This is a genomic window from Roseomonas sp. KE0001 (assembly GCF_016107285.1).
Classification (GTDB): Bacteria; Pseudomonadota; Alphaproteobacteria; order Acetobacterales; family Acetobacteraceae; genus Pseudoroseomonas.
On record NZ_RCVQ01000018.1, the window covers coordinates 1 to 24,056 of the forward strand.

Below are 24,056 nucleotides of genomic sequence, written 5' to 3' on the forward strand. Positions count from 1 at the left end.
GGTGCCGCAGGAACTCGCGCGTGCGATCCTCGCCTGTCCCGCGGTCCCGGATTGTCGCATGTCCGGCTTTGAGGTTCAGGCATGCGATGCGCAGTAGTTCGCGCTTCGTCGCCTCCATGAGCCGGCGGCCGTTGGCATTGTCGAGGGACGCCCAGTAGGTGCCGAAGAAGCCTTCCAGCAGCGAGCGGGCTACTACGGCGCCCGGCGCCGCCAGACGTGCCTCGCCGAGCATCGCGCAGCCGGCTGCATGGTCAGCTGCCACCGCTACCCGATCGAGCAGGTAGCGGCCAACTTCGTCCGTGGTGCTCACCGCGCGTCGGAGGACCGGGAGGTCGTCTCGAAAGGCCTCCGACGCACGGCGAGCGAGGGAGGAGGCCGTGAGAATGTCGGCTGAAATGGTCAACCCATGAGCTCTCGGAGTGTGGTCCAATCCCTATCCTGCCCCTTGTTCAGCTGCTTCACAATCTGAAATGACCATTTGAGGGATTGTGAACTGGCATATGTAGGGGCAGTCATGGCAGATTCATGTTGCTGCAGAGGACGAAATTGATGTCGACGGTAAACGGGCGATCGAGGGAACGGCGGTGGATCGTGCTCGGCACGGATGGTCGCTATGTCACCCTCGGCTACGCGTCTGACCCTTCCGATGAGGAGGTGTGCAACGCCGAGAATGCACTTCGCAGCCAAGGCCTAGCCGGTTGGCTCGCTGTGATGGAGGGCAACCCGCATGTTGGCAGAGTTCCGCGCCTGCTAGAGGTGAGGCCGCTCGCGGGCCCTGGTGTTCCTTTTGATGATGCCTCGGCTGCATGCATCAGGGCCATCGAGAGTTCGCGTGCGGCCTTGGCGAGCTGACGCTCGCCACGTGCCTCAAGCGCTTCGCAGATTCGCTCCTTCCTGCGGCATCGGCATGGTGATGGACCGGAGCTGCTCCCAGCACTCGGGCCGCTTCGCCCGTTCCGAGACCATCCGGCCTGCCGCCGATTCATGCAGCGCCTTGTCCACGTGCGGCGCCCACTCGATGGCCACCGCGACTAAGTGCGGGGCGAGAGCTTGGTCCGTCCATATGCGGTCGAGGTCCATCCTGTCCTTCAGGCGCTGACCCATCAACGCGACGGTATAGGCGATGACATTGGCCTGGAAGGCAGGCAGCAGTGGACGAACAACCTTCTGCACGGCCCTGAAGATGATGACCTGTGCGATGATCCGCTTCATATCGGCCGCGTTTGCCAGGGGCCATCGCTTTGCACCTTCCTCCTCGTCGAGCAAAGCGCTGAACTTCTCGAAATTCTTCTGCAGGCCCTGGCTGGCAATATCAGGATAGCCAGCCCATGCCATCAGGCACTTGGCAAGCTCAGTCTTGTTGACCCTGTGCGTCTGCGGGAACTCCATCTTCAGCTTCTTGAGCCGAGGCGGCGTGTCGCCTTTCCGGGACAACATCACATTGTAGCTACCCGCTGCACGCTCGTAGAACCATCTGGTCACGCCGTCCGGGCAGTATGTAGCCTGCGTCAGTCGCTCGAAATCTCGATGGAATGGGCGGTTCGCTGACAGGTCCGAAACCTTCACCGCGCTCTGGCTGTTGGCAAACCGGGAGACATTCGCGACAAGGATCTCCCTTGCACTCTCACCCTGCTCGTCCTCGTTACCAACGATGATGATCTTCGCCGGAACCCGAACGCGACGAAGGTCGACATCCGGCGTCTTCTTCTTCGTGAAGTAGATGGAAGCCGTGGTCTGTCCACCGTTGACGATCTGCACACCGCGAAGCCACGCGATGCCTGGACCGCCTTCCGGCGTCGCTTCGTAGCCCGCCGCATCCGCGATCACGACGATGCCGTTGTTGAAGGCCACGAAGTGCTCCGGTGCCGACCGCAGGGTGTCACGGATGCCGCGGTTCACCTTGTTCGTGGCGCTTAGGAAGGAGCGCACGTTGGCCTCGAGCAGGCGAGCACCGAACTTCTCGTAGGTCAGCCGGAGCGCCTCGCCCGGAATGGCAGCCAAGGCGGTGCTGTAGACGGTGTCCTCACCCGGGAGAAGGACGCAGGGCAGGGGCGATCCGGACAGTGTCTTGAAGTCCAGGATCATCTCGTCCCGTGGCTTCCCCTCCGAGAGATGCCGGTACAGCCGCTCGACATCCATGACCTCGAGGCGGACGGTCTTCCCATTGACTTCCCTGCTCTTGAAGTTCTTCGACTTGGCAACACGGTCCGTCAGGACATGCACCGTGATGTGGTCGAGCTTCGGGAAGATCATCTCGATGATCTGCGCCAGTTCGTGGGCGTCATTGGCTGCGTCAATGCGCGATGCCAAGCGACCTTCCGCGCATTTTGTCAGGAACGCGAGGCAGCGGGTGGCAGCCTGGGTCGTCTCGCTGTCAGGAATCGACACCGGCTTCTCGCTGCCGGAATAGAGGCTCACGAACAGATCGAGCTGCTCGTCGTCCCTGCTGACCGCATAGCCGCTCAGCCGCAGCTTTGTCCGATCGACCATCGCATCGTAGTGGCAGGTGACAGGATCCGAGGTCATGCCGATCTCGGCCATGTGGTCCATAACATGCTCGGCGAACACCATCTCACTGTAGGGCGGCGCGTCGCCGCTTTCCATCCGCTCGCGGATGTCAGCCTGGAGCTGGACAAGGAATTCGTCGAGCGTCATGGCGATCTTGCATCCTGCAGGACATCGGGAAGGGTGGCCGAGGTAAGGCCGGGGACATCGAGGTCGATGACATATGACGCCGAGACGACGCCGCGCGGTACCCCTCTGGCCGTCAGGGCCGGGAAACCATCGGCGACGTTGAAGAGGCGCATGTCATCGAGCTTCAGGCGGCGTGTGTAGTGCGCCGCCATTGCCTCGATGTAGCCGTAGCGGAGCAGCCTGTGCGAGAAGTCGGATGCGGCCGCAAGAGATCCGGACAGCGCTTCGCGTGTTGCAGCTACCCGCTCCGGAAGCGTCAGGCCCACGGGATCATCCCTCAGGCGGACCGCCGCGAGGTGCAGAGGCGACCGTACCGCCGGGTCAAGCTGGTCCAGCGACGAAATGGCTGCCCTGAAGCCGGCCACCGCGACCGAGGACTTCACCTCGATCGCTCCAACCGGGAGCACGAAGTCGTGCAGGCCTCGCATGGGACCTTCCCAAGCTCCCACGGCCGCCACGGCATCCTGGAGACTCTCGGTCAGCTTCGTGAGGACGTGGAGCTCTCCATGGAGGCCGATCTCGTCCTCTTCGCTCAGGATGCCGCCACGCTCCCTCAGCATGAAATCCTGCCAAGCCCGTATCCTTGCGACTACGCGGACCATGACGACCTGCGCATCATGCGTGCTCTCTTCGACGCGGATCACGGACAGGAGGTCCTGTGCCATCGCCCCGAAGAGGTCGAGCTGCGCCCCTGGCTGCCGTGCAAGGGCGATCAGCACGAGGCGTGGCAGTGCGGGCTCGCGCACGATCTCGACGTGGAAGCCCCGTCCCGCAGGCAGTTCGGACGGCGAGGGGGGCCTGACGTCCTGGAAGCCCAGCAGCAACCCCTCACGATCGTCCGGCATGTGCCGTGCCGCCATGATCCGGCAGGACCCGATGCTGGCGAGGTAGGTGCTGCGCCATCCTTTCTCGCCATCCAGACCGGCCAGCGCCCGCCAGGCTTCAGCCAGCCGAAGCGGGTCATTCGGAGGAGCCATAGTCCTGCTCCCAGAGCACGTTGTTTGCCATGTAAGCCACCTTCACGCCCGAGCGGCTGCCGGGGAAGCTCATGCCGAGCCCGACAACACCCTCCACGTCCTCGGGGAGGCCTGCCTTCGTCAGCTGCGGGTCGAGTACATAGAGGAGCATCAGACCCTTGTCCGGTCGGGCCGGGACGCCGGCTGCACCGAAACCTTTGACGCGCCTGATGGCAACACCGCTTGGTGTATCGGGCTCCTGGCCCTGTGAGCGCGCCGGATCTGCGCGCCACATCTCCCGCGTCAGCGCGAGGGAGGCAGTCCATGCGTCTGCCTCGAGATCGATCGCCTCGTCGCGTGGTGCCAGGAGGCGGCCGATCGAGAAGCGGTCCTGGGTCGAGGTACGCTCCTTACGCTCCGGCATCTTGACCACCACACCAGATCCCAGATCGATGGGGCGGCGACTGCCGCCGCCGAGTATCGCCACGGTCCACGACGTCAGTTCACCGGTGCGCGCCATCGAATCGATGAACTCGGCAAGGTGGGCTGCACTCGTCTTGTGGGCCTCGGGATGGGTCCTGTAGTTCGCGAGGAAGGTGACGATCCGTTGGGCAGGTACGTCATCCCAGAGCGCACCTTCCCATTCCTGCCGCGTGTCCGGTCTCTTGCGCTGGATCGGCGACATCTCGGTCGGACTGCCCATCTCCTCCACAAGCGAGCGGAGCGCCTTGAGGTTGGAAGCAAGGATTGCCGGGTCGCGATGGAAGGCGACCGTCTCCACAACCTGTCCGCTGAAGGACAGCATCATCGTCTTGGCCGAGCGCATCTTGAGCCGCGATGTGACCATCAGCACCGAGTGCGACTGGACCTTGAGGCCGTAGTCCTTCGGGGTGCCGCCGCTGGCCTGCATCATGTCGAACTCCTCCCTGAGTTCCTCTGACGCGTCAGCGATATGGCCGAACCATTCGATGAGATCGGATGTCGTGTAGAGCCGGCAAAGGTCGAGGTATCCGGGCCGGTAGCCGAACCAGCGCCCCATCTGCATCAACGTGTCGTACATCCGCGAGGCACGCAGGAAGTAGCTCGTGCAGAGGCCTTCCAGGGTGAGGCCACGGGCCAGCTTGTCGCCCCCGATGGCAATGACCTTCAGGCCACGACCTGCATTGTCAGCGTAGTCGAGGGCATCCTTCGCCGTGCCGTTGATCATCCGGACTTCCACGTCGGCGGCCACATCCGGGAGAACGGCGGCTATTGCTTCCCATGCCAGGGGAGTGATCGATGGATCATCGCCACGTCCGGCAATCATTGCCGTGACGGGCATGAAGTCCCTGTCCCAGAGCGCGTGGAGATCCGCCAGAAGCTTCTCGCTGCTGATCCCTCGCCGGAGGCGCTGGGAGATGCCTCGGACGATCTCCGTGACCTGCCGATGGACCTCGGCCTGAACGGCAGTGAAGCGGGTGACGTGGATGAGCATTGAGCTGTGACGTTGGCCCTGCCCGCGGACCTTCCTGGCGGCACAGGCGAGCAGGAAGGACAGGATGGCCTCGTGCAGCGATCCGGGCAGTTCGTCAGCACTCGGCCGGTGGTGGCTCTTGTGGCCCTGCGGCATCCAGCCGGAGGCTTCTGCCTCGTCCTGATGATCGGAGACTTCATGGACCAGGGGGAGGCCTCCCTCGCGGCCCGTGGGCCCGCGAAGGCCGAAGATCTTTGCTGGACCGACGTAGTTCGACGGCGCTGCGAGATTGACGATGAACGAGCTCGGGAAGAGGTCCGGACCCTCCTCACGCGTATAGCCGCGGTCATGGATGAAGATGTTGGCGAACGGCGTGGCCGTATAGCCGACATAGGCTGCTCGCGTGAAGGAATGGAGCAGGCGCCTGACAAGGCGGTTGATGACGGTCGGCGAGTGCTCCTCGTCCGGGCGTCCCTGCTCGTCGAACACCTGCTCGCCAGTGTCCACTGACGCATGGTCCGCTTCGTCATCCAGCAGCAGCAGTGGCAGCTTCGTGACGAGTCTCCGCCCGGTCTCCTGATCCCGGCTGTCGGCGGCATGATTCTGGACCCAGGACAGGAGGCGGGTCAGGACGGTCTTGTTCTTCTTCACGACGAAGAGCCATGGCCGCTGCTCGGGACTGATGCCCAGGTTGCCAGCCAGCCGTGTCGAGAAGTCGCCCTTGTCCGTGCGGTTGGTCACGTAATTGGGTCGGATGGATGGGTCGCCGTCGATCTCGCCGACGCCGATCGTCGTCGTATCGCCTGGTGACGGTGCCGTTGCATAGCCGAGGAAGCCCTCGTCCAGCCGCATCTGGGTCTGGGCCCTGAGATTGTTGTGCAGTCCGGCGAGGACAATGATGATCTTGTAACCGGCGTCCGCCGCCTTGCAGATCAGTCCGGTGTAGTTGGCGGTCTTCCCCGACTGTACATGCCCCACCACCAAGCCTCGACGATCCCAGTCGCCCGGTCTCTGCGGATCCTCCAGCAGGCCGAGGATGCCGTCGGTGGATCGGTCAAGGGCATCGAGCGCGTCCGAAGGAAGATCCCTTTCGAGCCATTCGCGATAACGCCGCCACAGGCGCCAGTCGCGCTTTCTCTCTGCATCAAGCCAAGCGACATGCCCGGCCTCATCCTTCAGGGTTCCATCACGACCGATCCACATGCTGAAGCGGCGGACGAGCTCCTCCGTTATGGCAGCCCGGTCGAGCCCCTCTCCCCAGGCTGGCTTCATCCGCAGCACCACATCGATCTGCTCGCCGATCAGCCTTGGGCCGATGCGGCTCCGGTCGGGCTCGTCAAGCAGCAGCTCCTGAACGAACTTCACCACCTTCTGGGCATGGCTTTCCGGTGCTGCATCCATGGCGTGTCAGATCTCGATTGGAGGGAGGTCGGGAAGGGCGGCAACAACATCGGGATACGCGTCGAAAGGCTCTGCCAGAAGAAGACGTTGCCTAGCCTCGGAAGACGTCAGTCCACGCCGATGGACGAGGTTCCGGTACATGACATCCAGCACCTGGTGGAGCTCGGCTGGCGGACTGGCCGTGAAGCCGGTGCGGGGCGTGTCCTTCGCCTCCGCCGTGTCCAGCCAGATGCGCTGAACCGGCACCGTCTCCTCCACGACGCGGAGCATGGCGCGCACGAGAGGAACAAGCTCACTGGCCTGCTGGAGGACCGCAGCCACGGCGGGATGCTGCTCGTCGATCCGGTACCGGACGCCGTCAGAATCGTGAATCGCCGCCCAGGCCTGGACAACCGGCTGGCCAGTCACTCTTCCTGCGAGATTCTTGCCACGCCACGCGAAGACGCGACGTGCGCGGTTTCGGGTATCCTCGGCGAGGGCTGTCAGCTTCGAGCGAACCTCGACCGGAAGTCGCGCCGTCGACTTCCGGATGTCGATCTTCCATGCCGCATCCGAGGCATTCCCGATCTCCACGCGGATGCGTGCGAGCCGATGAGCCTCCTCCTTCGTCCACGACCGCCCGCGCCCGAGCCCCAACCAGGATCCTCCTAGAAGAAGGCGTCCCTGCCTGTAGACATAGAAGCCCTGCTGCGCCGTCCAGCCGTCAGGGCCGGCGGCATCCTCGTAGGTTCGCGCATCAAGCCGATCCTTGTGGGGCAGGACATGGGCCTGGACAGTGACAGGACCGGAAGAGCTGGCGAAGCGTTCCTCCGGGGATGACCACGTATCGCGATGGTCTGTCATGAAGGGATCCCATGGCTTCACGCGGCTGCCGTTCAGCGTGATGCGCAGACGTGCCCGAGGCCCTTCCATGTAGAGATGGAAGACCATGGCCAGATGGCGCTCGACGCGGTCGATGAGGTCGAGCAGGTCCTGCTCGCGGAAGCCGGGCGTCAGCAGGCGGTCGAGGACTTCCCAGGCGACAAGCGTGCCGTGGCTGGTAGGATCCAGGAGCGTCAGCAGGTCCTCCGAACCGGGCGCCGGGCCTTCGAGCAGTTCCCAGTCCCGTCCCCCCGCCGCGGCGATCTCGTCAAGGTCCCATCGCAGACACGCCGTTATTCCCTGCCTGCGGGACACGACGGTCAGCCGTCGGCACTGCGAGAAGGACGCGGTCTTCAGCCCGAGGCCGAACCGCCCCAGGTCGCCCGGCAGCCGCGGCTCGAGCGGGCTGCGATCACCGAGCCGCATGGCCTTCTCGAGCTGCCCAGCCGTCATGCCGCTGCCATTGTCGGCTATGATCACGCGTGATGCGGCTCCCGCCCAGGTGAAGGACACGTCCACCTGCGAAGCGCCTGCAGCTATGCTGTTATCTATCAGGTCCGCCAGGGCTGTCGAGGTCGAGTAGCCCAGGCCTCGCAAGGCCTCGATCATCGCCGCGGCCCGTGGTGGCGCGGCGATCCTCTTCTGGCCTGGATGCCCCGTCACGGGACCATGCTCTCGAAGTGGCGCGAGGGAAGGTGCCGGGGCAGCCGATCGAGTGCCTTCGCCTCGATCTGCCGGATCCGTTCACGGGTTACCCGATACGACTGCCCCACCTCCTCAAGTGTGAGAGGGTGACCATCGGTGATGCCGAAGCGCAGGTCGAGGATGCGCGCTGCCCGCTGGTCGAGCTTCTGCAACGCGTCAAGCAAGGCAAGTCTCAGGTCGTTCTGAAGAACGGTTGCAAGAGGTGTCTCCGGGTCGACAAGCTCCGGAACACAGGCTTCCCTGGTCAAACCCGGTTCATGATCCGCCGCGGCGGACAGACCTGCAGCTTCCTCCAACGGCATGACTTCACGTTCGGCGGCGAGAGCCCGCTCGACTGCCCGTACATCAAGCTCCGTCACCTGGGCAAGATCGAGGGACGATGGCTTGAAGCCATGCTTCACCCTGAAGGCATCAGCGTGCCGCCGTGTCTTGGCCATACGCTCCAGCAGGTGGACGGGGATGCGGACAGTTTGGCCCGTGTCCTGCACGCAGCGGCTCATCGACTGCCGGATCCACCACGTTGCGTAGGTACCGAAGCGCCAGCCGCGCTCGACATCATACTTGTCGATCGCCCTGAGCAGGCCGATCTGGCCTTCCTGAACGAGATCGAGGAAAGGCACCGCAGGCCGTGCGTATCGCCGTGCGTGCCAGACGATGCGACGCAGGTTCGCCTTGACGATCATCTCTCTCAGAACAAGGTACCGTTCCAGTACCGATTCGACAGTGGCCGCGGATCCGGATGCCTGAACGCTCGTGGAGGCACGGCGCAACAGGTGGACGCCCTGCAGCGTGTTCTCCGAGATGTGTTCCGGCGCTGTGCGGCGGCGGGGTGCAGATCGTCTTCCCGGAGGAAGAGCGCCCTCGGCCAGTTCCAGTAAGCGGCGGGTTGTCAGTGCCATCGCTGACAGGATCCGTTCCGCATCGCCCGCATCCGCGTCCCTCCGGGCGGCCTCTCTGAGGCTCGCCGCCAGCCCCTTCGCCACCGAACCCTCCTCCTCGCTGGATCGATTCGAGGCGTCGTCAACGTCCTCCTGGGCCGCAGTCCAATCGGCGTCCGAAACATCCCTCGATACGAGAAGGCCGGCATCCAGCCGGTCGGCCCAGGACCGCAGGGTGGCCGGGATGGAGGCGCTGGAAGCTGTCAGCTTCAGCAGATCCCGACGAGCCGACGCCAGTTCCCGGAACAGGCGCACCTCCTCGGAGGCAGAGGGGATGCGTGCACGCGCCGCCTCCTCCAGCAGCAGGCTCTCCGCGTCAGGAAGGGCTCCCGCCATGCCGTCGAGGAGTTCGAGTGTGTCGGCAATGTCCGATCTGTGGAGGGAAGAGCTGCCCGTTGCCGAGTCATCATCGGCATCCCGCGACAGATCAAGCGCATGCTCCCGCTCGACCAACACGCCAAGGTCGCCGAGTGCGGTGCGGAGAGCGGTGGTTACGGCCTCTTCCTTGTTGCGCGTTGCGGCGTGCATCGCCAATTCATCGAGAGCCCCCTCCGACACCCATCCATGGCGGAGCGCCGCCTCCAGCAGACGTACAACTGCACGGTGCCCGTCGAACCCCTCCACGAACATGGCCACCCATGCCGGTGCCGTTCCAGGCAGGTCCAGGTCGGTGTCGGCCCAGTCCTGGTCGGTGGTGGATGCGGCGTGACTGGTCAGCTGCGCATCGAGTGCGGCCGCAGCCCTCTCGATGTCGATCGCCGACATGAGGAGCAGCGGCTCGGGCTCGGGTTCCCACAGTTGATCCGCGGTAGAAGATCCGGCTGCCGGGCTTGGTGGCTCGGCCAGGATCGGAGGCGCGGCTACCATGCCTTGGCTTGCAACGGGCTCTACTTCCGACCCCTCATCGGCTGAAGGGGCGGCGGTCTGCTCTCCATCATCCGCAACCCACCCGTCGGCCAGTTCTGCCCCAGCGTCATCCTCGGCAGTCTCTGCCAAATCCATGCGTGCTGCCGCGGTATCCAGCGCCAGCAACGTGGCAGTGGGCGCCGTATCCCCTTCCGGGCGATTGCCCGGGCAAAGGCCGTCGTCTTCCAGAGGGAAGCGGGGAGCGTCTGGTGGTTCAGGGGTTGCAGTGCATTCCTGATACGGCTCGCGGCGGTCAACCTCTGGCGGAAGGGCCTGTTCCGATGCGCTCACCGCATCAGCGCTCCAGTACCCTGCAATCAGCGCGACAACAGGGGAGTGCCCGGCTGCCTGTGCAGCTGCGAGCGCGTCCCGGCCATCGGCATCCCGAGTGGCGGCATCAGCACCAGCCTCAAGCAGCAGCCGACAGACTTCGGCATGTCCGCGCATTGCCGCCAGGATCAGAGGGGTGCGGCCCTTTCCGTCCTGGCCATTCAAGGGTGCGCCACGCTTCAGATGGAACGATACTGCTGCGGGAACACCCGACGCGAGGGTCAGGCGGAAGAGAGTGCTGAGAGAAGCTTCTTTGCTCAATCGGTTCGTTCTGGACAGATCTATCCACTATCGGCGGTTATGTTCGCATTTATGCTCGCGCAACAAAAGCAGGGCGACAGCATAATTCTGGTATGAAGACGAGCCGAGAACCGCCCTTTTGGAAGACGCCATGCCCAGGTCTATCGTCCCGGAATGACTGCCAGAAGGCATCGAGGGGACATCATGTCTCCGGAGAAGAGGTCGGCTGTGATGGCCCGCATCCGAGGCAAGGACACCGGCCCCGAACTGGCCATGGCAGCCGCTCTGAAGCCGACTCGCTTCCAGTACGAGTCGCATGTCAGAGATCTTCCGGGTCGCCCCGACTTCGTCTTCCGGCGTCACAAGGTGGTCGTCTTCGTGGACGGAGACTTCTGGCATGGCTGGCGGTTCCGGAACTGGAGAGACAAGCTCTCCGAGAAGTGGGAGGCCAAGATCGAAGCCAACCGCCAGAGGGACCTCCGGAACTTCAGGCGTCTCCGGGCCGAGGGCTGGCGGGTGCTCCGCATCTGGGAGCACGAAGTGAAGGCCAATGCTAAGGCCTGCGCAACCCGCGTGGTCCAGGCCATACGGAGCGGGAGAAAACGACCGCTGGATGCACCGAAGCGCCTGGCGTCGGCCGCGCAACCTGGTAGAACGGCCACATGAAGCCACGAGTACTGGATCTTTTCGCGGGCGGTGGCGGCAGCAGCTGGGGCGCCTTCAAGGCAGGCGCCGAGATTGTCTGCGGCGTGGACGCCTGGGACCTCGCCACCAAGGCGTACTGCAAGAACTTCCCCGGAGCTCGCGCCGAGACCCTGCGGCTGGAGGAGGATACCCGCCCTGCGGTTCTGGGCGATCTCGGTCGGATCGACCTGCTCCTGGCATCGCCGGAATGCACCAATCACACCTGTGCCAGAGGGAACCGGCCAAAGGACGAGGCCAGCCGGGCCACAGCCCGATACGTCATCAATTTTGCCCAGGATCTGAAGCCCCGCTGGGTGGTAGTCGAGAACGTCGTCCACATGCGGAGCTGGTCTGGTTATCGCCCGCTGCTGGATAGCCTGCACAGGCTCGGTTATCAGACCCGGACAGTGGTGCTTGATGCTGCGGATTTCGGTGTGCCGCAGAACCGGCGACGGATGTTCATCCTGGCCGATCGGGAAAGGCAGCCTGACGCTGTGCTTCCCACACCATGGACCAGGACAAGAACCGTCGAGGAGATACTGGATCCTCCCGGGACCTGGAAGAGCACACCGTTGAGGAGCGAGAGCAGGGCCCAAGCCACACTGGAACGGGCCGAGAGAGCCATGGCCGCCCTCCCGCGTGGCACCCCCTTCCTCATCGTCTACTACGGCTCTGATTCCAGTGGCGGTTGGCAGCCCCTGAACCGTCCGCTGCGGACTGTCACCACCATTGATCGGTTCGGCTTGGTGACATGGCAGGGGCGCACGCCGATGCTGCGCATGCTCCAGGTTCCGGAATTGATGCGGGCGATGGGGCTCCGGGGCGGCTACAGCCTGGAGAGCATTGGACAGCGCCGCGACCGCATCCGCCTGCTCGGCAATGGCGTAGCCCCACCGGTGATGAAGGCTGTTGTGAAATCCCTTTTAAAGGAAGATGACGGCGTAAGGGCTGACACACAGGGTCGGCAAGGGGAGCTGTTGAGTGAGTTGGCCTGAACACAGTTTGGCCTCCTGACGGAGCTTCTCGGCAGTTTGAATGCTGCGATGCAGCATTTTACTTGCGAGGTGAGCGCGGAAGTGCACTGTGTGCACTGCAGCAAGTTGGCAGTTCCGCCTTGCTGTTTTCTTGGACGTTTCCTCCCTAAACTCGGCGGTACCCCTTCAGGTGCGCCTTTCTTTTGGGTTGGCGCAGCGAGCCCAGTCCCTCCTTCTGTTGGTATGAACCAACGCTTACGCCATCTAGATCGACTACCCATGCAGTGAAGTTTGGATGGCAGGCCGACATGGTACGCGCCGCGCCGTATGGCACTCGCGTTTATCCCTCTTATTGGGGCCATCCTGTTGCTGGTGATGGTGTCACAGCCTGCGGCATCGGGCAGGCGTGGGTGAGGATAGTGCGGTGTACAGAGAAGGGCCGGTCCAAAAGCAAGATATCTTTCTTACTTACATGAAATCATACTTACAATAATCTTGTTTACTTTCTTGTCGGTGCTATGCTTGGCTGCCAGGGAAAGTAAGCTTTCTGGTATGGAAGCAAGCAAGCTTGCCAGCAGAGGGGCGTGGCGTTGAAAACCATAGTTGTAGCGAGTCAGAAAGGTGGGGTCGGTAAGACTACCCTGACCGGCCACCTTGCCGTTGAAGCCGAACGGCAAGGCATGGCCCCAGTCGCCATGATCGACACAGACCCACAGGCAAACCTGTCCGGATGGTTCGGCGTCCGTGAGGCTGAGACTCCGGTCCTAGTCCGGGTGCTCCCCGACGGCCTCCGCGCTACCCTCGACGCGCTGGCCGAAGCCGGCATCGCGCTCTGTCTGATCGACACCCCGCCGGCCATCACGGAGAGCATCGCCAGCACTGTGGCCGAAGCTGACTTGGTGCTGATCCCCGCTAAGCCCAGTCCTCACGACCTGCGAGCCGTGGGCGCGACGGTGGATCTGGTGGAGCGGGCCAAGAAGAGCATGGTGTTCGTGGTGAACCAAGCGGTCACCCGGTCCAAGCTGAAGGTGGATGCGGTCCGGGCTTTGAGCCAGCACGGCCCCCTAGCCCCGGTCGATGTCCATAACCGGGTGGACTTTGCCGCCTCTATGACTGACGGCCGCACCGCCTGCGAGGTAGACGCCAAGTCCCCGGCCGCCGACGAGATTAGCCAGTTGTGGTCCTACATCGCGACCCGCCTCGAGAGGGTGTCCAAGTGAGCCAGAGCCCGAAACCCGCAGCGCGGCTGACCCCTGATCTTCTCGTCCGCAAGGGAGAGGTGAGCGCCGAGCCACCGAAGCGAGCGGAGAATGACCCCCTAGTGCAGCTCACGTCCCGGGTAAGGGCCAGCACCGTTGCCCGGCTTCGTGAGCACGCGCACAAGGCCCAAACCTCGAAGCAGGAGATCATCGAAGCCGCCTTACAGGAATATCTAAGCAAAATGGGGGCTTAGGGCTCACATACCTACATGTAAGTAAGCATGAAAGTATGCTTACAAGCACCTGAAACTATTTAGCTTGTCATCTGCAACGCGGCCGGGAATCATTCACCCAGCCGCGCAATCCCGCCGGCCAGAAACAGAAAAGGGCCAGCCCCGCCGAAGCAGAACCGACCCCCTTCATACCGAGCGCATAGCCCCCGGCGACGTGACAATCCCGAAGCTATGCGCACGGCCTCGAAATCGCAAGCCTCTTGCGATGTGGGGGAATTGCGTCCTGCGGGCTGGCAGAAGCCATGCCTGACCTGGTGATGCGCGTGGCCGGCTTGGTGGCCGGCACACCGCGCGAGCTGCACCCGAAGCGCCTAGCCGAGGAGCACCTCGCCGGCGGCTTGGACCTTGCTGACACCCTGCCGGCGCTTTATGCGCTGCACGCCCGCTGGGACGCCCGACGGAAGCCTCAGGCGCCGCGGCCGCGCAGCGCCCGGGAGCCGCGCTCGACCGGCCGCTACGTGCCGCACCTCAGCTTGGATCCGGTCACCCATCTGCGAGGCTGCGCGCTGGCGACGCTGCTGCTGGTGCGGTCGCTTGCCGACCAAGCCGGACGCTTGGTCACCCTGACCACGTCGCTGGCCAGCCAGCTTGGCTACACCCGGCGGGCGGTGCAGTACGCCTACCACGAGCTGCGCGCCGCCGGGTACGTCGAGCACCGCTATGATGCTCAGCGCGGCGTGGTGGTGCTGGAGCTGCTGGAGGCAGTGCTTCCGGCGCCAGAGGCCGTGCAGGGACAGCAGGCCGAGCGCCGTGCTCCCACGCCCAGCACCGGCTGGCGGGAGGCTTGGCTACGCCGTGTGCAGGCCCTCAATGCCCTGGCGCGCCGGGGGGTGCGAAATGCTGTTCACCCATTAAACGCATCCTCTATTTCAGGAAGCAGAGCCGGGTCGCTGATGGTCCAGATGATCGGCGTGGTGCAGGTGCCGACCTGTGAAGAAGCATTGAAGTGGAGATGATTACGGCGGGGTAGCTAAGGCAGGAGGCGTGCCCGATAAGCCTTGATTATCAGGAGCGAATCACTTCCGAGATAGGTGAAATGTGGGCTGAGAGCTTTCGGGTCTGAGCGGCCTCGCAGCGGACGCTGATCCCTTTTGCGTGGCCGGAGGTACAGTGTACACTGCAGGATTGGAAGCGGGACGGCGCCGCCACAGGACCACCGTCATGCGGGCCACCCCAAGCCGCTCCACGATCGCCAGGTTGCTCAGCCCTTTGGCCGGCAGCAGCACGATTTATGCCCACAGCGCATCACCGCGATCCACCTTCCGCCGGCGCAGCCGCGCCTCCAACTCACCGCGCTCGGCTTCCGATAACTCGATCTGAACCGGCTTCGGTGCCACCATGCCCAATCTCCACCGCGACCCGCAGCGAATCACAGCCGATCAGCAGTGGTCACTTATTTCGCGGTCGGGACGCTAGCAGCTAGCTCATAACTTAGTCGGCGCGGAGTGAACTCCGATACGTTGCCGCGAAGCTGCAGCAAAACCGGAGGCGCAGAGCCATGAACGAACCGTTGCTGGGCATCTTCTGGTTCGTCGCGGACGCATCAGGCATTACACATTTACTGGTCCGATCATGTCCGCTCGACACAGCTGAGCTCTATGGCGATCGCCTTACCTTTCCCCACGGGCACTACGACACTTGGGAAGCTTGGCGCCGCCGCGCATTGCCGTTGCCCGCCCCAGCGCTACGCCCCATCGTCGTCGCCACCGAGTACGACGCCTGGCCGCGCGGACGTATCGTATTCGAAAGGCCGCCTTCGCGCTTCGTCATCTACGCCGACCGTCAGCTTCTTGCCCCAGTGCGTCTGGCCCGTGTCCTCACCGCCTTTGCGTTGCCGCAGGAGCAAACTTCGGTGTGTCCCGACCTGCACTATAGCCGTGCCAAGCGGCTGCCGCCCGAAAGCACAGCCGGCGACCGGGCATAACCGCCAAATACCAAAGTAGGCTTTCGGGGCAGGCTGCAAGTGTTTGGAAAGCGACTGCGAGGAAGCGAGGCTTTCAGGCGGATGGGCCGCTCCGCCGCCGCCAAGAGCTCCAGCCCGCGTATCCAGGTTGGTGGCCTTTCGAGCCGCCACCAGAGAACGCAAAAAAATCCCTCGCATTGAATGCAGAGAAGACCGTGTCGGCGCCATATCCATATGCAACTTCGAAACAATCCTCTCCGACATCCTACTGACACAACGCTGTCACCCTGCCTGACATGCTGCGCTCTCACTCCTCCCACCCTCCCTCTCCCTACCTTCCAATGCGGAGGAGCGACCACTCGGCATTGGAAGACAGGCGAACGAAGAGGCACCGCGATGATGCACATCAATGACCCCATCATGACTGAGGCCTTGGCCTGGCTGCGGGCTAAGGGCATTCCGCACGAGCAGAAGACAGCGTACCAAATCAAAGTTGGTCGCCGCATCAGCTACTATCCTCGCACCGGTGCCATCAATCTTGATACCCGTACCGGCAGCGAAGCCTATCGTCACCGTGGTCTCCGCGCCCTCGAGCAACTCATCAAGGCTCGGACGGACGACTTGTGAGGACCAGCCGCTTCCCCTCATCGCCCGACACAGCAAGCACGGCAGCCACCAATAAACATGTCGTTCGCGCGCGGACCGAAGAGAGGAGTTCCTGGATGACTACGAGCAAGCAATTCCAACGTAAGGGCGCGCATTATGTCGATACCCGCGGGCCGCTGCCTTCGTCCGGCAATGCGCCCACTCTGTCCAACACTGATCCCGCGCGCCTCGCTGTGTGGCCGCCCGGCAAGATCGACAACCCGCCGAATGAGTTCGACACCCTCATCTACGAGATCAACGACATCTTCGGCTTCACCGAAGGTAGTAGCCGTTAGCGGTACGACCGGTACCGCCCCCTACTACGCTGCAGCGACGTCCGACTGATACGGTCCGGGCCGTCGGAGAAGCCTATAGATCAGCGTTTCATTCGGAAGTAGTTCCGGCATGCCTCGAAGCTCTGCGCGAGCGCGATGTCACCCTCTGTCGTCTGGATAGCGAGCAAGGCCGCAGGTTCGGTGCGCCCGTCCGGAAGGGGCCGCGTACGAGGAGTCTGCGGATGCCAGCCGGCATCGGGATCGGTGCGACGGATGATCGCCAGCGCCTCCTCCGGCGTTGTCGCTCCCGAGATGTATTCAGGCAGCGGCTGGCACTGGCGCTCGCGCTGATGGATGACCTGCCACTGCGCCAAGCGGGTCTGCTGCGCCCGCTCGCGTGCCTCAGTCGCCGCGGCGAGGCGTTCCTGGCGCGCCGCCTCCTGCGGATTCTCGCGCTTGAAGGCCTCCCACTTATTGTATCGCTCGATCCGCCCCATCAGCAGCCCGAAGCGGGTCTCGATCTGCCGCCTCTCGAAGCCGGTCACGGTCGACACGCGCTCCGCCCACTGCCGCTCGGCGGCCGGGATGTTGACGCGGCCTCCGCGCTTATTGGCCTCGTGCCGCACCCGGTCCTGTTCCAGCCGGTCCATCGCCTCGAAATAGGGATCGAGAACGCGTCCGGCCTCCTCCGAAACCTTCGCTCGGTAGACCTCGTCATCGTCGCCCGGCATCCGCGGCATCACGGCGGCGATGCGCACCTCCATTGCGTGAACCATCTCGTCTCTGGCGTTCCCTTGCGGGATCGAGGCGAGCCTGGCGAACGCTTGAAAGCGCGCCTCGGCTAACTGGTCGGCTCGCTGGCGCAGCTCGGCCAGCCCTTGATTGGCGTTGCCGATGGCCATTCTGCGCGCATGGGGCGGCAGGCGATCGGCCGCCTCAATGTTGCGCAGCCAGTTGGGCGCTTCTCGTCCCATCAGCTCCATCCAGGGCCCCATGATCTCGTCGGTCTTATCGGAGACCCGCTCTTCCCACCCGCCTTCCTCCTCGTTTTCCCGGCGGGGCATGACCTCGCGGACCCGATGCTCCATCCAGGCCCTAGCCTCGCGCATGCTAGCGGCGAGCGGAGACACCATGCCGCTTTGCTCCTGCGGGGACTGCTGGGCAGCGACCTGCGCGGCGGCGGGGAGCGCGGCGGCGGACACGCTGCACAGCAGGGAGGTAGCGAACGCGAGGACCTTCATGCTGAACGTCTCCGGTTCGTGGCGCGAGGGAGGAGGCGTGCAACCCGGTCTAGCCCTGCACTTTTCGCGGTCACTAGGAACAGTGGCGGGAGCAGCCAAGCGGGAAACAGCACGCACCAGCCCCGTAGGACGTCCGGGCTCAACGGCGGACTGCCGAAATCCCATCGCAACCTCGTCACGCGAACCCGGCCTGGACGCTGGAATAGGTCGAAAGCACTGGATAGCGATAGCCTGCCTCGTCGTTCCGCAAGCGTTCGCGAGGAGTAGCGTGTGTAGGCAACACTCTCACCCTTTCATCAGCCTTAAAACGCTGATTACAAAAAACTTATTAATTGCAATATCAAACTAAATCTGCGCCTGCAGGCCGCCGATGCCGAGTGCCGGCAACTCGCCAAGGAAGGTGTCCAATACCTCAGCCTCCCGCTCCACTCGTCCACCAGCCAGAGCAACGCCCGCGCCGTCAGGCAACTCCTCCCGCTGCCGCAGATAGTAGTCTGAGTAGAGCCAGCGTACGTCGATCTCGCCCGACATCAGCTGTGCATCCCATAGCGAGCCAAATCGCCGACCGCGCGCGTCGGCGAATTCGTCCTGCGCTTCGGCTCCTAGCGCCTCCGTCACCCCGACCCGCTCGCATCCCGGCATCGGCCCTGGATCCTCGTACCGGTAGGCCAGCACGTCGCCGAGCCTCCGGCATAGCCCAGGGCCGGGGTCAACTAGCAGTTCTGCGTGGTTCGCTCCCTTCAGCATGTAGTGCAGCCAGAACCACTGCCCGACGCAGGCATCACGGTCCGGCCGACGCACCTCCGCCTTCACCAGCCTCTTCAGCCGATCGCCTTCCAGACCATGACTCCCTACCAGGCGGGCCATCATTCCTTGGGCAGCGCCCCGGAAATCCGCCATCATCGTCTCGGGCACAGCCAGGGCAAAGTGCGTGTGGAAGCTCGCCCCACCCGGGTTCTCGTGCACATGGATGATGCGCGGCTCGCGATCCGCGGCGTCCGGTACACGCGCCGCACTCTGGTCCCGGAACCATTGCTTGAGCTTCTTGTAATAGCTGCCAAAGCACCGCAGCTGCTCCGCCGGGTTCATGCCCTCGAGCAGGAACCATGCTACCGTGAGTTTTGCATTGAGGATGTACCCAGTCCGATTGGCGAAAGCCGCCGCGTTGTAGATACGCCTTACATGTCGTGCCGATAGTGCATGGGTGATGTCCGGTTCGGTCCGCGGCGCCGGCTGCGGCCCTAGGTAGACTCGGCGCGGCATGCCCCGCTTGTCCTCGTAGATGCGCGGGTCCGTGGGCACCCAGGCTGAGCGATACGCCTCCTCATCTGCGCCAAACACGCCGCGTTCGAGCGCCTCGTCGAGGCTGCTCCCCGACGTTGGCCGGAACCGGGTGCGCCGCTCGGGCTCCGGCCAACCCGCATACCGCCGATCACGCGCCGCAATCGCGGCTTCCGTCCGCGGCTCGTCGTCGTCGTCGAAGAGCTGCGCCCAGTTTGCCGGTGACCGGCGTTGTCCCAGCAAACGGACATGGGGATCCAGCAGTTCGATCACGGCGCAAACCACTCCGCAGAACAGTTCAGCGACCCTCGCAAGATCTGCCTCGGGTTCGTCACCTTGCAGGGCGACGCAGGCTGACGCACGATTGTTCAGTTCTGTCCTCGCCACCGGACCCAGTCGTGCGTCGTTCTGCTGGAGGTAGAACGACGCCGCGTGCAGCGCACGCCGCACCGCCTCGGTCGGTTCGCCGTTCGGTGTCTCGTCTGGCATCACGTGCGGCGCCCATGCCTCCCGGTCGGGCGCATCCCGCCAAGCTCGCAAGCAGACGCAGAGCTCGACGAGCCACAGCGTCAGATCTGCGCAACGTGCTACGGGATCCTGTGAGCTCTCGGCACTAGGTATCCCGTCGCCGCTCCATGCCACTAGGTACCCTGGCACCGACCGAATTGCCGTTAGCCCTGCATCTAGCATATCGGCCAGATATCCCGCTGCACGACGAACCGCTCCGACGCTCTGCGGGTATGTGCGCGACATCACATCGTAATCGTACTGAGTGTGCAGCTCGCGCACCTCGTCGCGGCACGACTTTTCCAAGCATTCCAATGCCCGCTCCAGCCGCGAGCGTGCCTCGTGCAAAGCACCTGCGTTGTCTCGAGGAGCGGTCGCCATCACGCCCGCTCCAGCAGGCGGAGAAGAGTGCCTGCGAGGCTTGCGATGGACTGCGCCAGCGCAGCCTCGGAAGTCGGCGCGACGAACAGCCCCTCCGCAGTGTCGGTCAGGTCGATCCGCGCTGCGGCACAGGCTCGCAGGGGGGCGAGTGCCTCGTCCCTCCTGCCCCCACGCCATTCAGCCCACTCGTCCGTCTCGTGCGCCGTCACAGGCTGCCGACGCAGTTCGATAGCTGCACGGGCCGCTGCAAGCGCCTGGTCGAGGCGCATCGCGGGGTGCTCCGGTATTAGGAGGTTAAGCGCTTCGGGCGCTCGCAGCGCGGGCTTGGCCAGCAACAGAGCCACCGCCCGGAGGCGCAACGAAAGCGGATCAGCCCGGTGCTGCCGTCCGGCGGCCTCAGCTGCCCTCGACCACGCTCGGACATACTCCGCTGCCGCCGCTTCCGGGCCAAGCGCCGCGCGTGCGGCCCTCTCCGCTGGCTTCCTGCCTACCCGCACCTTCGCTGGCGTCTCTTCTTCCATCACGCTGCCTCCCCAGGTCATGCCGCAACGGTCGAGCTTAGGGTTTTGCTGGTTCAGTTCCATCGTTCCGGCGCTCACGTCTCGCGGCGCAAGCGGGTGGGAGGCAGGTTCGTTCTACAGCGCTGCGAGACGGATCGTCGGACGCCGAACAAGATGGTCACGAGGCCCCCTACTCAGTCGAAGGCAACGTCGTCTTCGTCAACATCGCGCCTACAGAGGGGGCGCACAATCGCACAAATAGAATACACACAAGCATCATCGGCCTGCCGCAGCCAGCCAGGGTCATCGACGCGCTATCGGCAATCATAAAAAAGGCCGGCGGCCTGAACTTGGGAACTGCTCCCGCGAATCTCTTGGCACACCGGCATCTTGCCGGGCTCGCCGGAGAAGCTCATGACCCCTACCGAGATCCTCGTTCCTCGCCTGCCGCCTGAACTGCTCCGCCGGCACGCCTGCCACGAGCCCACCGACACCCGCTACCGCGCCGCCGCGCGCCTCGCCCAGGCGCTCTGGCGCGAGAGCCGCGGCCTGGCTGCCGGCCGGTATCGCGACGCAGCCACGGGCCGCTGGCGCCGTCTCGGCAGCCGGTTTGGCCTTCGGCCTGCCGCGGCAGGCGCCAACCTCGTCGACTCTATCCTCATGCCGCTGATCCGCCGCGAACTGGCCTACTGCGAACCCGGTGCGGCGATCGACGAGCGCCGCCTTTGGCAAAACATGCTTTCAAGCCAAGCGCTCGCCTTCTCACTTTTTGGTCCGCTCAAGTTGAACCTCGCCCTCGCCACCGCCGTGCTCAGCCGGCTCGCGCCCGACATTATCGGCGTGGTGAACGAGATCGTCTTCGAGCACTCACCAGGCCGTGGCGATACGCGCTTCACCGGCGATCGCACCGCATTCGACGTGCTGGTCCGCTGCACCACCCCGACCGGCCGTAGCGCCTTCCTGGCGATCGAGGTGAAGTACACCGAGGCGCCCGGGGGCGTGGGGGTGGAGCCGTGCCCACGCTACGACGAGCTCTCGCGGCAGGCGGGCGTCTTCATCGAGCCGAACGCGCCCACGCTGCGTAGTGGTGCGCTGAACCAATTCTGGCGGCAGCAGCTCCTCGCCACCGCCATGCTGCGCAACGGCCTCTACGAGCAGGGGCGGGTGGTCGTACTTGCGCCCCTTCCGAACCGGCAGGCCTGCAGAGCTACGGCGCTCTACGCCTCCCACCTCGTCTCGCTCGATCCCGCCGAGGCGCGGTTCCAGGCGCTCACCCTCGAACTCTTCGTCTCGGCGCTCGCCGAGGCCGGTGCCGAGCCGCTCGCCGACCTCATCGCGGAACGGTACCTCGACTTCCGTCCGGCTGACGCGGCGCTTCAGGACGCGCTGGCCGCGTAGCGGACCGGGTGCCGCATCGCACTTATCTGGCTGGCGCACGCGTTGGGGGCGTCGAAACAGGGTCGAGGCTGCCTTGCCTCAGCGGGACACACCAGGAACGTTACGGGCAGCTCCCTACAGCTGAGGTCTACCTACTCTCGCGCTAGTCTTGGTCAGCCAGGGGCGGGGAAGTTCGGCGTGGGATCCATCCGAGAGCGGATTTGCATTTCCCGCTCCTAGGAGCAATCAGCGCCCATTGACTCTTATGAATACCTCTATATCCTAATGAAGGTCTTCATATACGAAAGGAGTCCACCAATGGTTGAGATGTCGCGAACCTTAAAGGTAGCGCTGGAAGGTTTTGCTGACTCCTTTGAAGCCCTGGCCAAGGCGGATCCTTTGGCGAGGTGCGTCATTGATCACCTCCGACAGGAAGCGGCGACAAAAGGATGTATAGAAGATCAACTTACCTCCGACCGCATAGAAGAGATCTGCCGATGCACGAGAGAGCAGGCAGTTGGCGTCACCCAAGCCTTCGCTGAAAACGAACTGGGTGATTTTGTTGTGGGACGACGAGGAGCGAGCACTCGGATTTGTTGGAATCCATACCTGCCTATCTGGGCAAGTGTTGTGTTGAATCCAGCAGAGTTAGCGGCTGTCGTGATCGCAAAGTCGAGCAAGCCAAGTCAGAAGGACGATGCTTCTAACGCTGATATTAAGGCGACAGTATCGGCGTTTAAGGGGAATTTGGCTGGAATGCTCAGGATCTCTCCTGATGCTATCGACGTGCACATTCGGCTCTGATGATGCACAGGCAGGAACGCCAGAACCGGGGTCAGAGCCCGGCTTGGCTACCCGTCAGGCCAGCCTCGATGGTAGACGGTGAATGAATGATCCCTGCCCTTCTGCGACTTACCGCTCCCCCTGATTATGCCTGTGCCCCCCCCCCAACAGCTTTGCGCTCAGCCCCTCCTGCTCACAGGCGGCGGACGAGAAAATAAACACTCCGCCCGCGGATCGGCCGAATTGAAATCAGCACAATGAAATCGCCTGTCGCATCTTCAAATAACCTCGGCTTCGGCAGCCAAAATCGCCGCGATTTCCAGGGTTGAGACCGGCCCTCCATGCACTGAACTTCAGTGAGTGCGTCGCGAAGCACCGGCATAGCCCAGCGGATGGGCCTGGCCGGCGCTTCCTGCGCCCGCCCGCATACAGAGGGCACGCTCCATGTCATTCATCAGCCGCAGCCGCATCTTCCGTTCGGATGGCGTCACCTCACTCCCCGACAGGAGCCGCATGGCTGCGATGTTCACGCCGGCGGCCCTGACGACGCGCGGTCGAGCACGCGCCGCACCTGCCACGGCCGCCATCGCTCGTCGCCGCGGGGTGTGCGCACGCCTCGCGCTGTGAGGGCATCGGCGAGCGCCTGCAGCGTCGTGGCGCCCGCGCGCCGGGCCGCCTCGATGTAAGGTAGCACCTCTGCCGCGCGTCGCGCCGCCTGTGCCGACCAGGCTGCGCGTGCGCCGGCAGCCGTCCCGCCGTCGCCGGGCCGAAGCTGCGGATTTCCCAGCTTGACTCCTCGCGCCTTCGCCGCCGCAAGTGCGGCCCTGGTGCGGGCTGAGGTCATGCGGGCCTCTTCCTCAGCGACCAGGGCCATGATGCCGACGGTGAGGCGGTTGGCGTGCGGCATGTCGGCGGCGACGAACTCAACGCCGGCCTTCTCAAGACCGAGGAGGAAGTGGGCGTCGCGGGCCAGCCGGTCGAGCTTGGCGATCAGCAGCACGGCGCGCCGCGCCCGGCACTCAGCCAATGCGGCGGCGAGCTTGGGGCGATCGCCGCGCCTGCCGCTCTCGACCTCCTCGAAGGCGGCCACGACGGCCCCGCCCGCGGCAGCGGCCTGACGGGCGACCGCCTCGCGCTGTGCGTCGAGGCCGAGGCCGGAGCGACCCTGCTTGTCGGTGGAGACGCGGTAATAGGCGACAAAGCGGTGAGCCTTTGGACCGGGCATGCCGGTACGGTCGGAAGGTCCCCTCAAAGGAGCACCTGGAAGATGCTGGCGACCTCGGCTTCCGTGGTGGTCCTCGAATGCCTAATGCGGTTCGCGAGGACTAGGTGTTCGCACCGTACGACGGCGCTGGCGGCCTGGAGTTGCGAGCAGATGAAGCCATCTTGTCCGCCGGTCAGGAGCTGCGTGCCCGCACCGTGCGCGAACATGGACATCGGGCCGTACAACGAGTCATAGATCTTCTTCAGGCCGGCCGCCTTAGCCATATGGTCGAAGCGCGGCAGCCGCTCGGCATCGGCCATCCCCG

The 24,056-nt window shown here is 64.2% G+C and carries 22 protein-coding genes; 10 read left to right on the forward strand and 12 right to left on the reverse strand.

Annotated elements, in window-relative coordinates; translation table 11 throughout:
* From D9598_RS19980 to D9598_RS20005, 6 genes are all read right to left on the reverse strand, one after another.
* Nucleotides 1-310: hypothetical protein (locus D9598_RS19980; RefSeq protein ID WP_198368250.1), on the reverse strand; the 310-nt coding region annotated here is incomplete at its 3' end.
* Between the two features lie 557 nt (nucleotides 311-867).
* Nucleotides 868-2,655 carry an AIPR family protein gene (locus tag D9598_RS19985; protein ID WP_198368251.1) on the reverse strand — a complete coding sequence of 596 codons (1,788 nt, stop codon included), beginning with the start codon at nucleotides 2,653-2,655 and terminating at the stop codon, nucleotides 868-870.
* A complete protein-coding gene (locus D9598_RS19990; RefSeq protein WP_198368252.1) occupies nucleotides 2,652-3,671 on the reverse strand; it encodes a PD-(D/E)XK motif protein in 1,020 nt (339 codons plus the stop codon). The genes D9598_RS19985 and D9598_RS19990 overlap by 4 nt, the downstream gene beginning before the upstream one ends.
* Nucleotides 3,655-6,504 (reverse strand): Z1 domain-containing protein, encoded by a 2,850-nt coding sequence (locus tag D9598_RS19995; protein WP_198368253.1) that lies wholly within the window; start codon nucleotides 6,502-6,504, stop codon nucleotides 3,655-3,657. Before D9598_RS19995 ends, D9598_RS19990 begins: the two co-directional genes overlap by 17 nt.
* Nucleotides 6,505-6,510: 6 nt before the next feature.
* On the reverse strand, nucleotides 6,511-7,974 hold the full coding sequence (locus D9598_RS20000; protein ID WP_198368254.1) for an ATP-binding protein: 1,464 nt from the start codon (nucleotides 7,972-7,974) through the stop codon (nucleotides 6,511-6,513).
* A 50-nt stretch (nucleotides 7,975-8,024) separates the two neighbouring features.
* Complete coding sequence (locus D9598_RS20005) at nucleotides 8,025-10,505, reverse strand: sigma-70 family RNA polymerase sigma factor (protein WP_198368255.1); 2,481 nt, start codon at nucleotides 10,503-10,505, stop codon at nucleotides 8,025-8,027.
* A 183-nt stretch (nucleotides 10,506-10,688) separates the two neighbouring features.
* On the opposite strand from D9598_RS20005, the gene D9598_RS20010 reads away from it, so the two are divergent.
* From D9598_RS20010 to D9598_RS20030, 5 genes are all read left to right on the forward strand, one after another.
* Nucleotides 10,689-11,150: a very short patch repair endonuclease gene (locus D9598_RS20010; protein WP_255528814.1), complete on the forward strand. Its 462-nt coding sequence runs from the start codon at nucleotides 10,689-10,691 to the stop codon at nucleotides 11,148-11,150.
* Entirely contained in the window at nucleotides 11,147-12,163 is a 1,017-nt protein-coding gene (locus D9598_RS20015; protein WP_198368257.1) for a DNA cytosine methyltransferase, read from the forward strand. The genes D9598_RS20010 and D9598_RS20015 overlap by 4 nt, the downstream gene beginning before the upstream one ends.
* A 563-nt stretch (nucleotides 12,164-12,726) precedes the next feature.
* On the forward strand, nucleotides 12,727-13,362 hold the full coding sequence (locus D9598_RS20020) for an AAA family ATPase (RefSeq protein ID WP_370592094.1): 636 nt from the start codon (nucleotides 12,727-12,729) through the stop codon (nucleotides 13,360-13,362).
* A gap of 101 nt (nucleotides 13,363-13,463) precedes the next feature.
* The gene (locus D9598_RS21695) at nucleotides 13,464-13,595 is read left to right on the forward strand and encodes a ribbon-helix-helix protein, CopG family (protein WP_370592095.1); all 132 of its coding nucleotides are present in this window, start codon (nucleotides 13,464-13,466) and stop codon (nucleotides 13,593-13,595) included.
* Between the two features lie 281 nt (nucleotides 13,596-13,876).
* Entirely contained in the window at nucleotides 13,877-14,590 is a 714-nt protein-coding gene (locus D9598_RS20030) for a hypothetical protein (protein ID WP_198368259.1), read from the forward strand.
* Nucleotides 14,591-14,650: 60 nt separating this feature from the next.
* Here the strand turns inward: D9598_RS20030 and D9598_RS21740 are convergent, their stop codons facing one another.
* Entirely contained in the window at nucleotides 14,651-14,860 is a 210-nt protein-coding gene (locus D9598_RS21740) for a hypothetical protein (protein WP_408906380.1), read from the reverse strand.
* Between the two features lie 272 nt (nucleotides 14,861-15,132).
* Between D9598_RS21740 and D9598_RS20035 the strand changes: the two genes are divergently transcribed.
* From D9598_RS20035 to D9598_RS20045, 3 genes are all read left to right on the forward strand, one after another.
* A complete protein-coding gene (locus D9598_RS20035; protein WP_198368260.1) occupies nucleotides 15,133-15,558 on the forward strand; it encodes a hypothetical protein in 426 nt (141 codons plus the stop codon).
* A gap of 375 nt (nucleotides 15,559-15,933) precedes the next feature.
* Nucleotides 15,934-16,164, forward strand: coding sequence for a hypothetical protein (locus D9598_RS20040; RefSeq protein WP_198368261.1), 231 nt, complete (start codon nucleotides 15,934-15,936; stop codon nucleotides 16,162-16,164).
* Nucleotides 16,165-16,259: 95 nt separating this feature from the next.
* The gene (locus tag D9598_RS20045; RefSeq protein ID WP_198368262.1) at nucleotides 16,260-16,478 is read left to right on the forward strand and encodes a hypothetical protein; all 219 of its coding nucleotides are present in this window, start codon (nucleotides 16,260-16,262) and stop codon (nucleotides 16,476-16,478) included.
* 80 nt (nucleotides 16,479-16,558) lie between these two features.
* Here D9598_RS20045 and D9598_RS20050 read toward each other — a convergent pair whose 3' ends face one another.
* The 3 genes from D9598_RS20050 to D9598_RS20060 all read right to left on the reverse strand — a co-directional run bounded on the left by D9598_RS20050 (nucleotide 16,559) and on the right by D9598_RS20060 (nucleotide 20,451).
* Nucleotides 16,559-17,698, reverse strand: a complete 1,140-nt coding sequence (locus D9598_RS20050) for a hypothetical protein (RefSeq protein ID WP_198368263.1) — start codon at nucleotides 17,696-17,698, stop codon at nucleotides 16,559-16,561.
* Between the two features lie 345 nt (nucleotides 17,699-18,043).
* On the reverse strand, nucleotides 18,044-19,867 hold the full coding sequence (locus D9598_RS20055; RefSeq protein ID WP_198368264.1) for a hypothetical protein: 1,824 nt from the start codon (nucleotides 19,865-19,867) through the stop codon (nucleotides 18,044-18,046).
* Complete coding sequence (locus tag D9598_RS20060) at nucleotides 19,867-20,451, reverse strand: hypothetical protein (RefSeq protein WP_198368265.1); 585 nt, start codon at nucleotides 20,449-20,451, stop codon at nucleotides 19,867-19,869. Before D9598_RS20060 ends, D9598_RS20055 begins: the two co-directional genes overlap by 1 nt.
* A gap of 330 nt (nucleotides 20,452-20,781) precedes the next feature.
* Between D9598_RS20060 and D9598_RS20065 the strand changes: the two genes are divergently transcribed.
* Together D9598_RS20065 and D9598_RS20070 are read left to right on the forward strand one after the other, a co-directional pair.
* The gene (locus tag D9598_RS20065; RefSeq protein ID WP_232477475.1) at nucleotides 20,782-21,765 is read left to right on the forward strand and encodes a PGN_0703 family putative restriction endonuclease; all 984 of its coding nucleotides are present in this window, start codon (nucleotides 20,782-20,784) and stop codon (nucleotides 21,763-21,765) included.
* 297 nt (nucleotides 21,766-22,062) lie between these two features.
* Nucleotides 22,063-22,548, forward strand: a complete 486-nt coding sequence (locus D9598_RS20070) for a hypothetical protein (protein ID WP_198368266.1) — start codon at nucleotides 22,063-22,065, stop codon at nucleotides 22,546-22,548.
* 505 nt (nucleotides 22,549-23,053) lie between these two features.
* On the opposite strand, the gene D9598_RS20075 is transcribed toward D9598_RS20070, so the two are convergent.
* Nucleotides 23,054-23,752, reverse strand: a complete 699-nt coding sequence (locus tag D9598_RS20075; RefSeq protein ID WP_198368267.1) for a recombinase family protein — start codon at nucleotides 23,750-23,752, stop codon at nucleotides 23,054-23,056.
* 23 nt (nucleotides 23,753-23,775) lie between these two features.
* On the reverse strand, nucleotides 23,776-24,056 hold a 281-nt coding region (locus D9598_RS20080; protein WP_198368268.1), incomplete at its 5' end, for a hypothetical protein.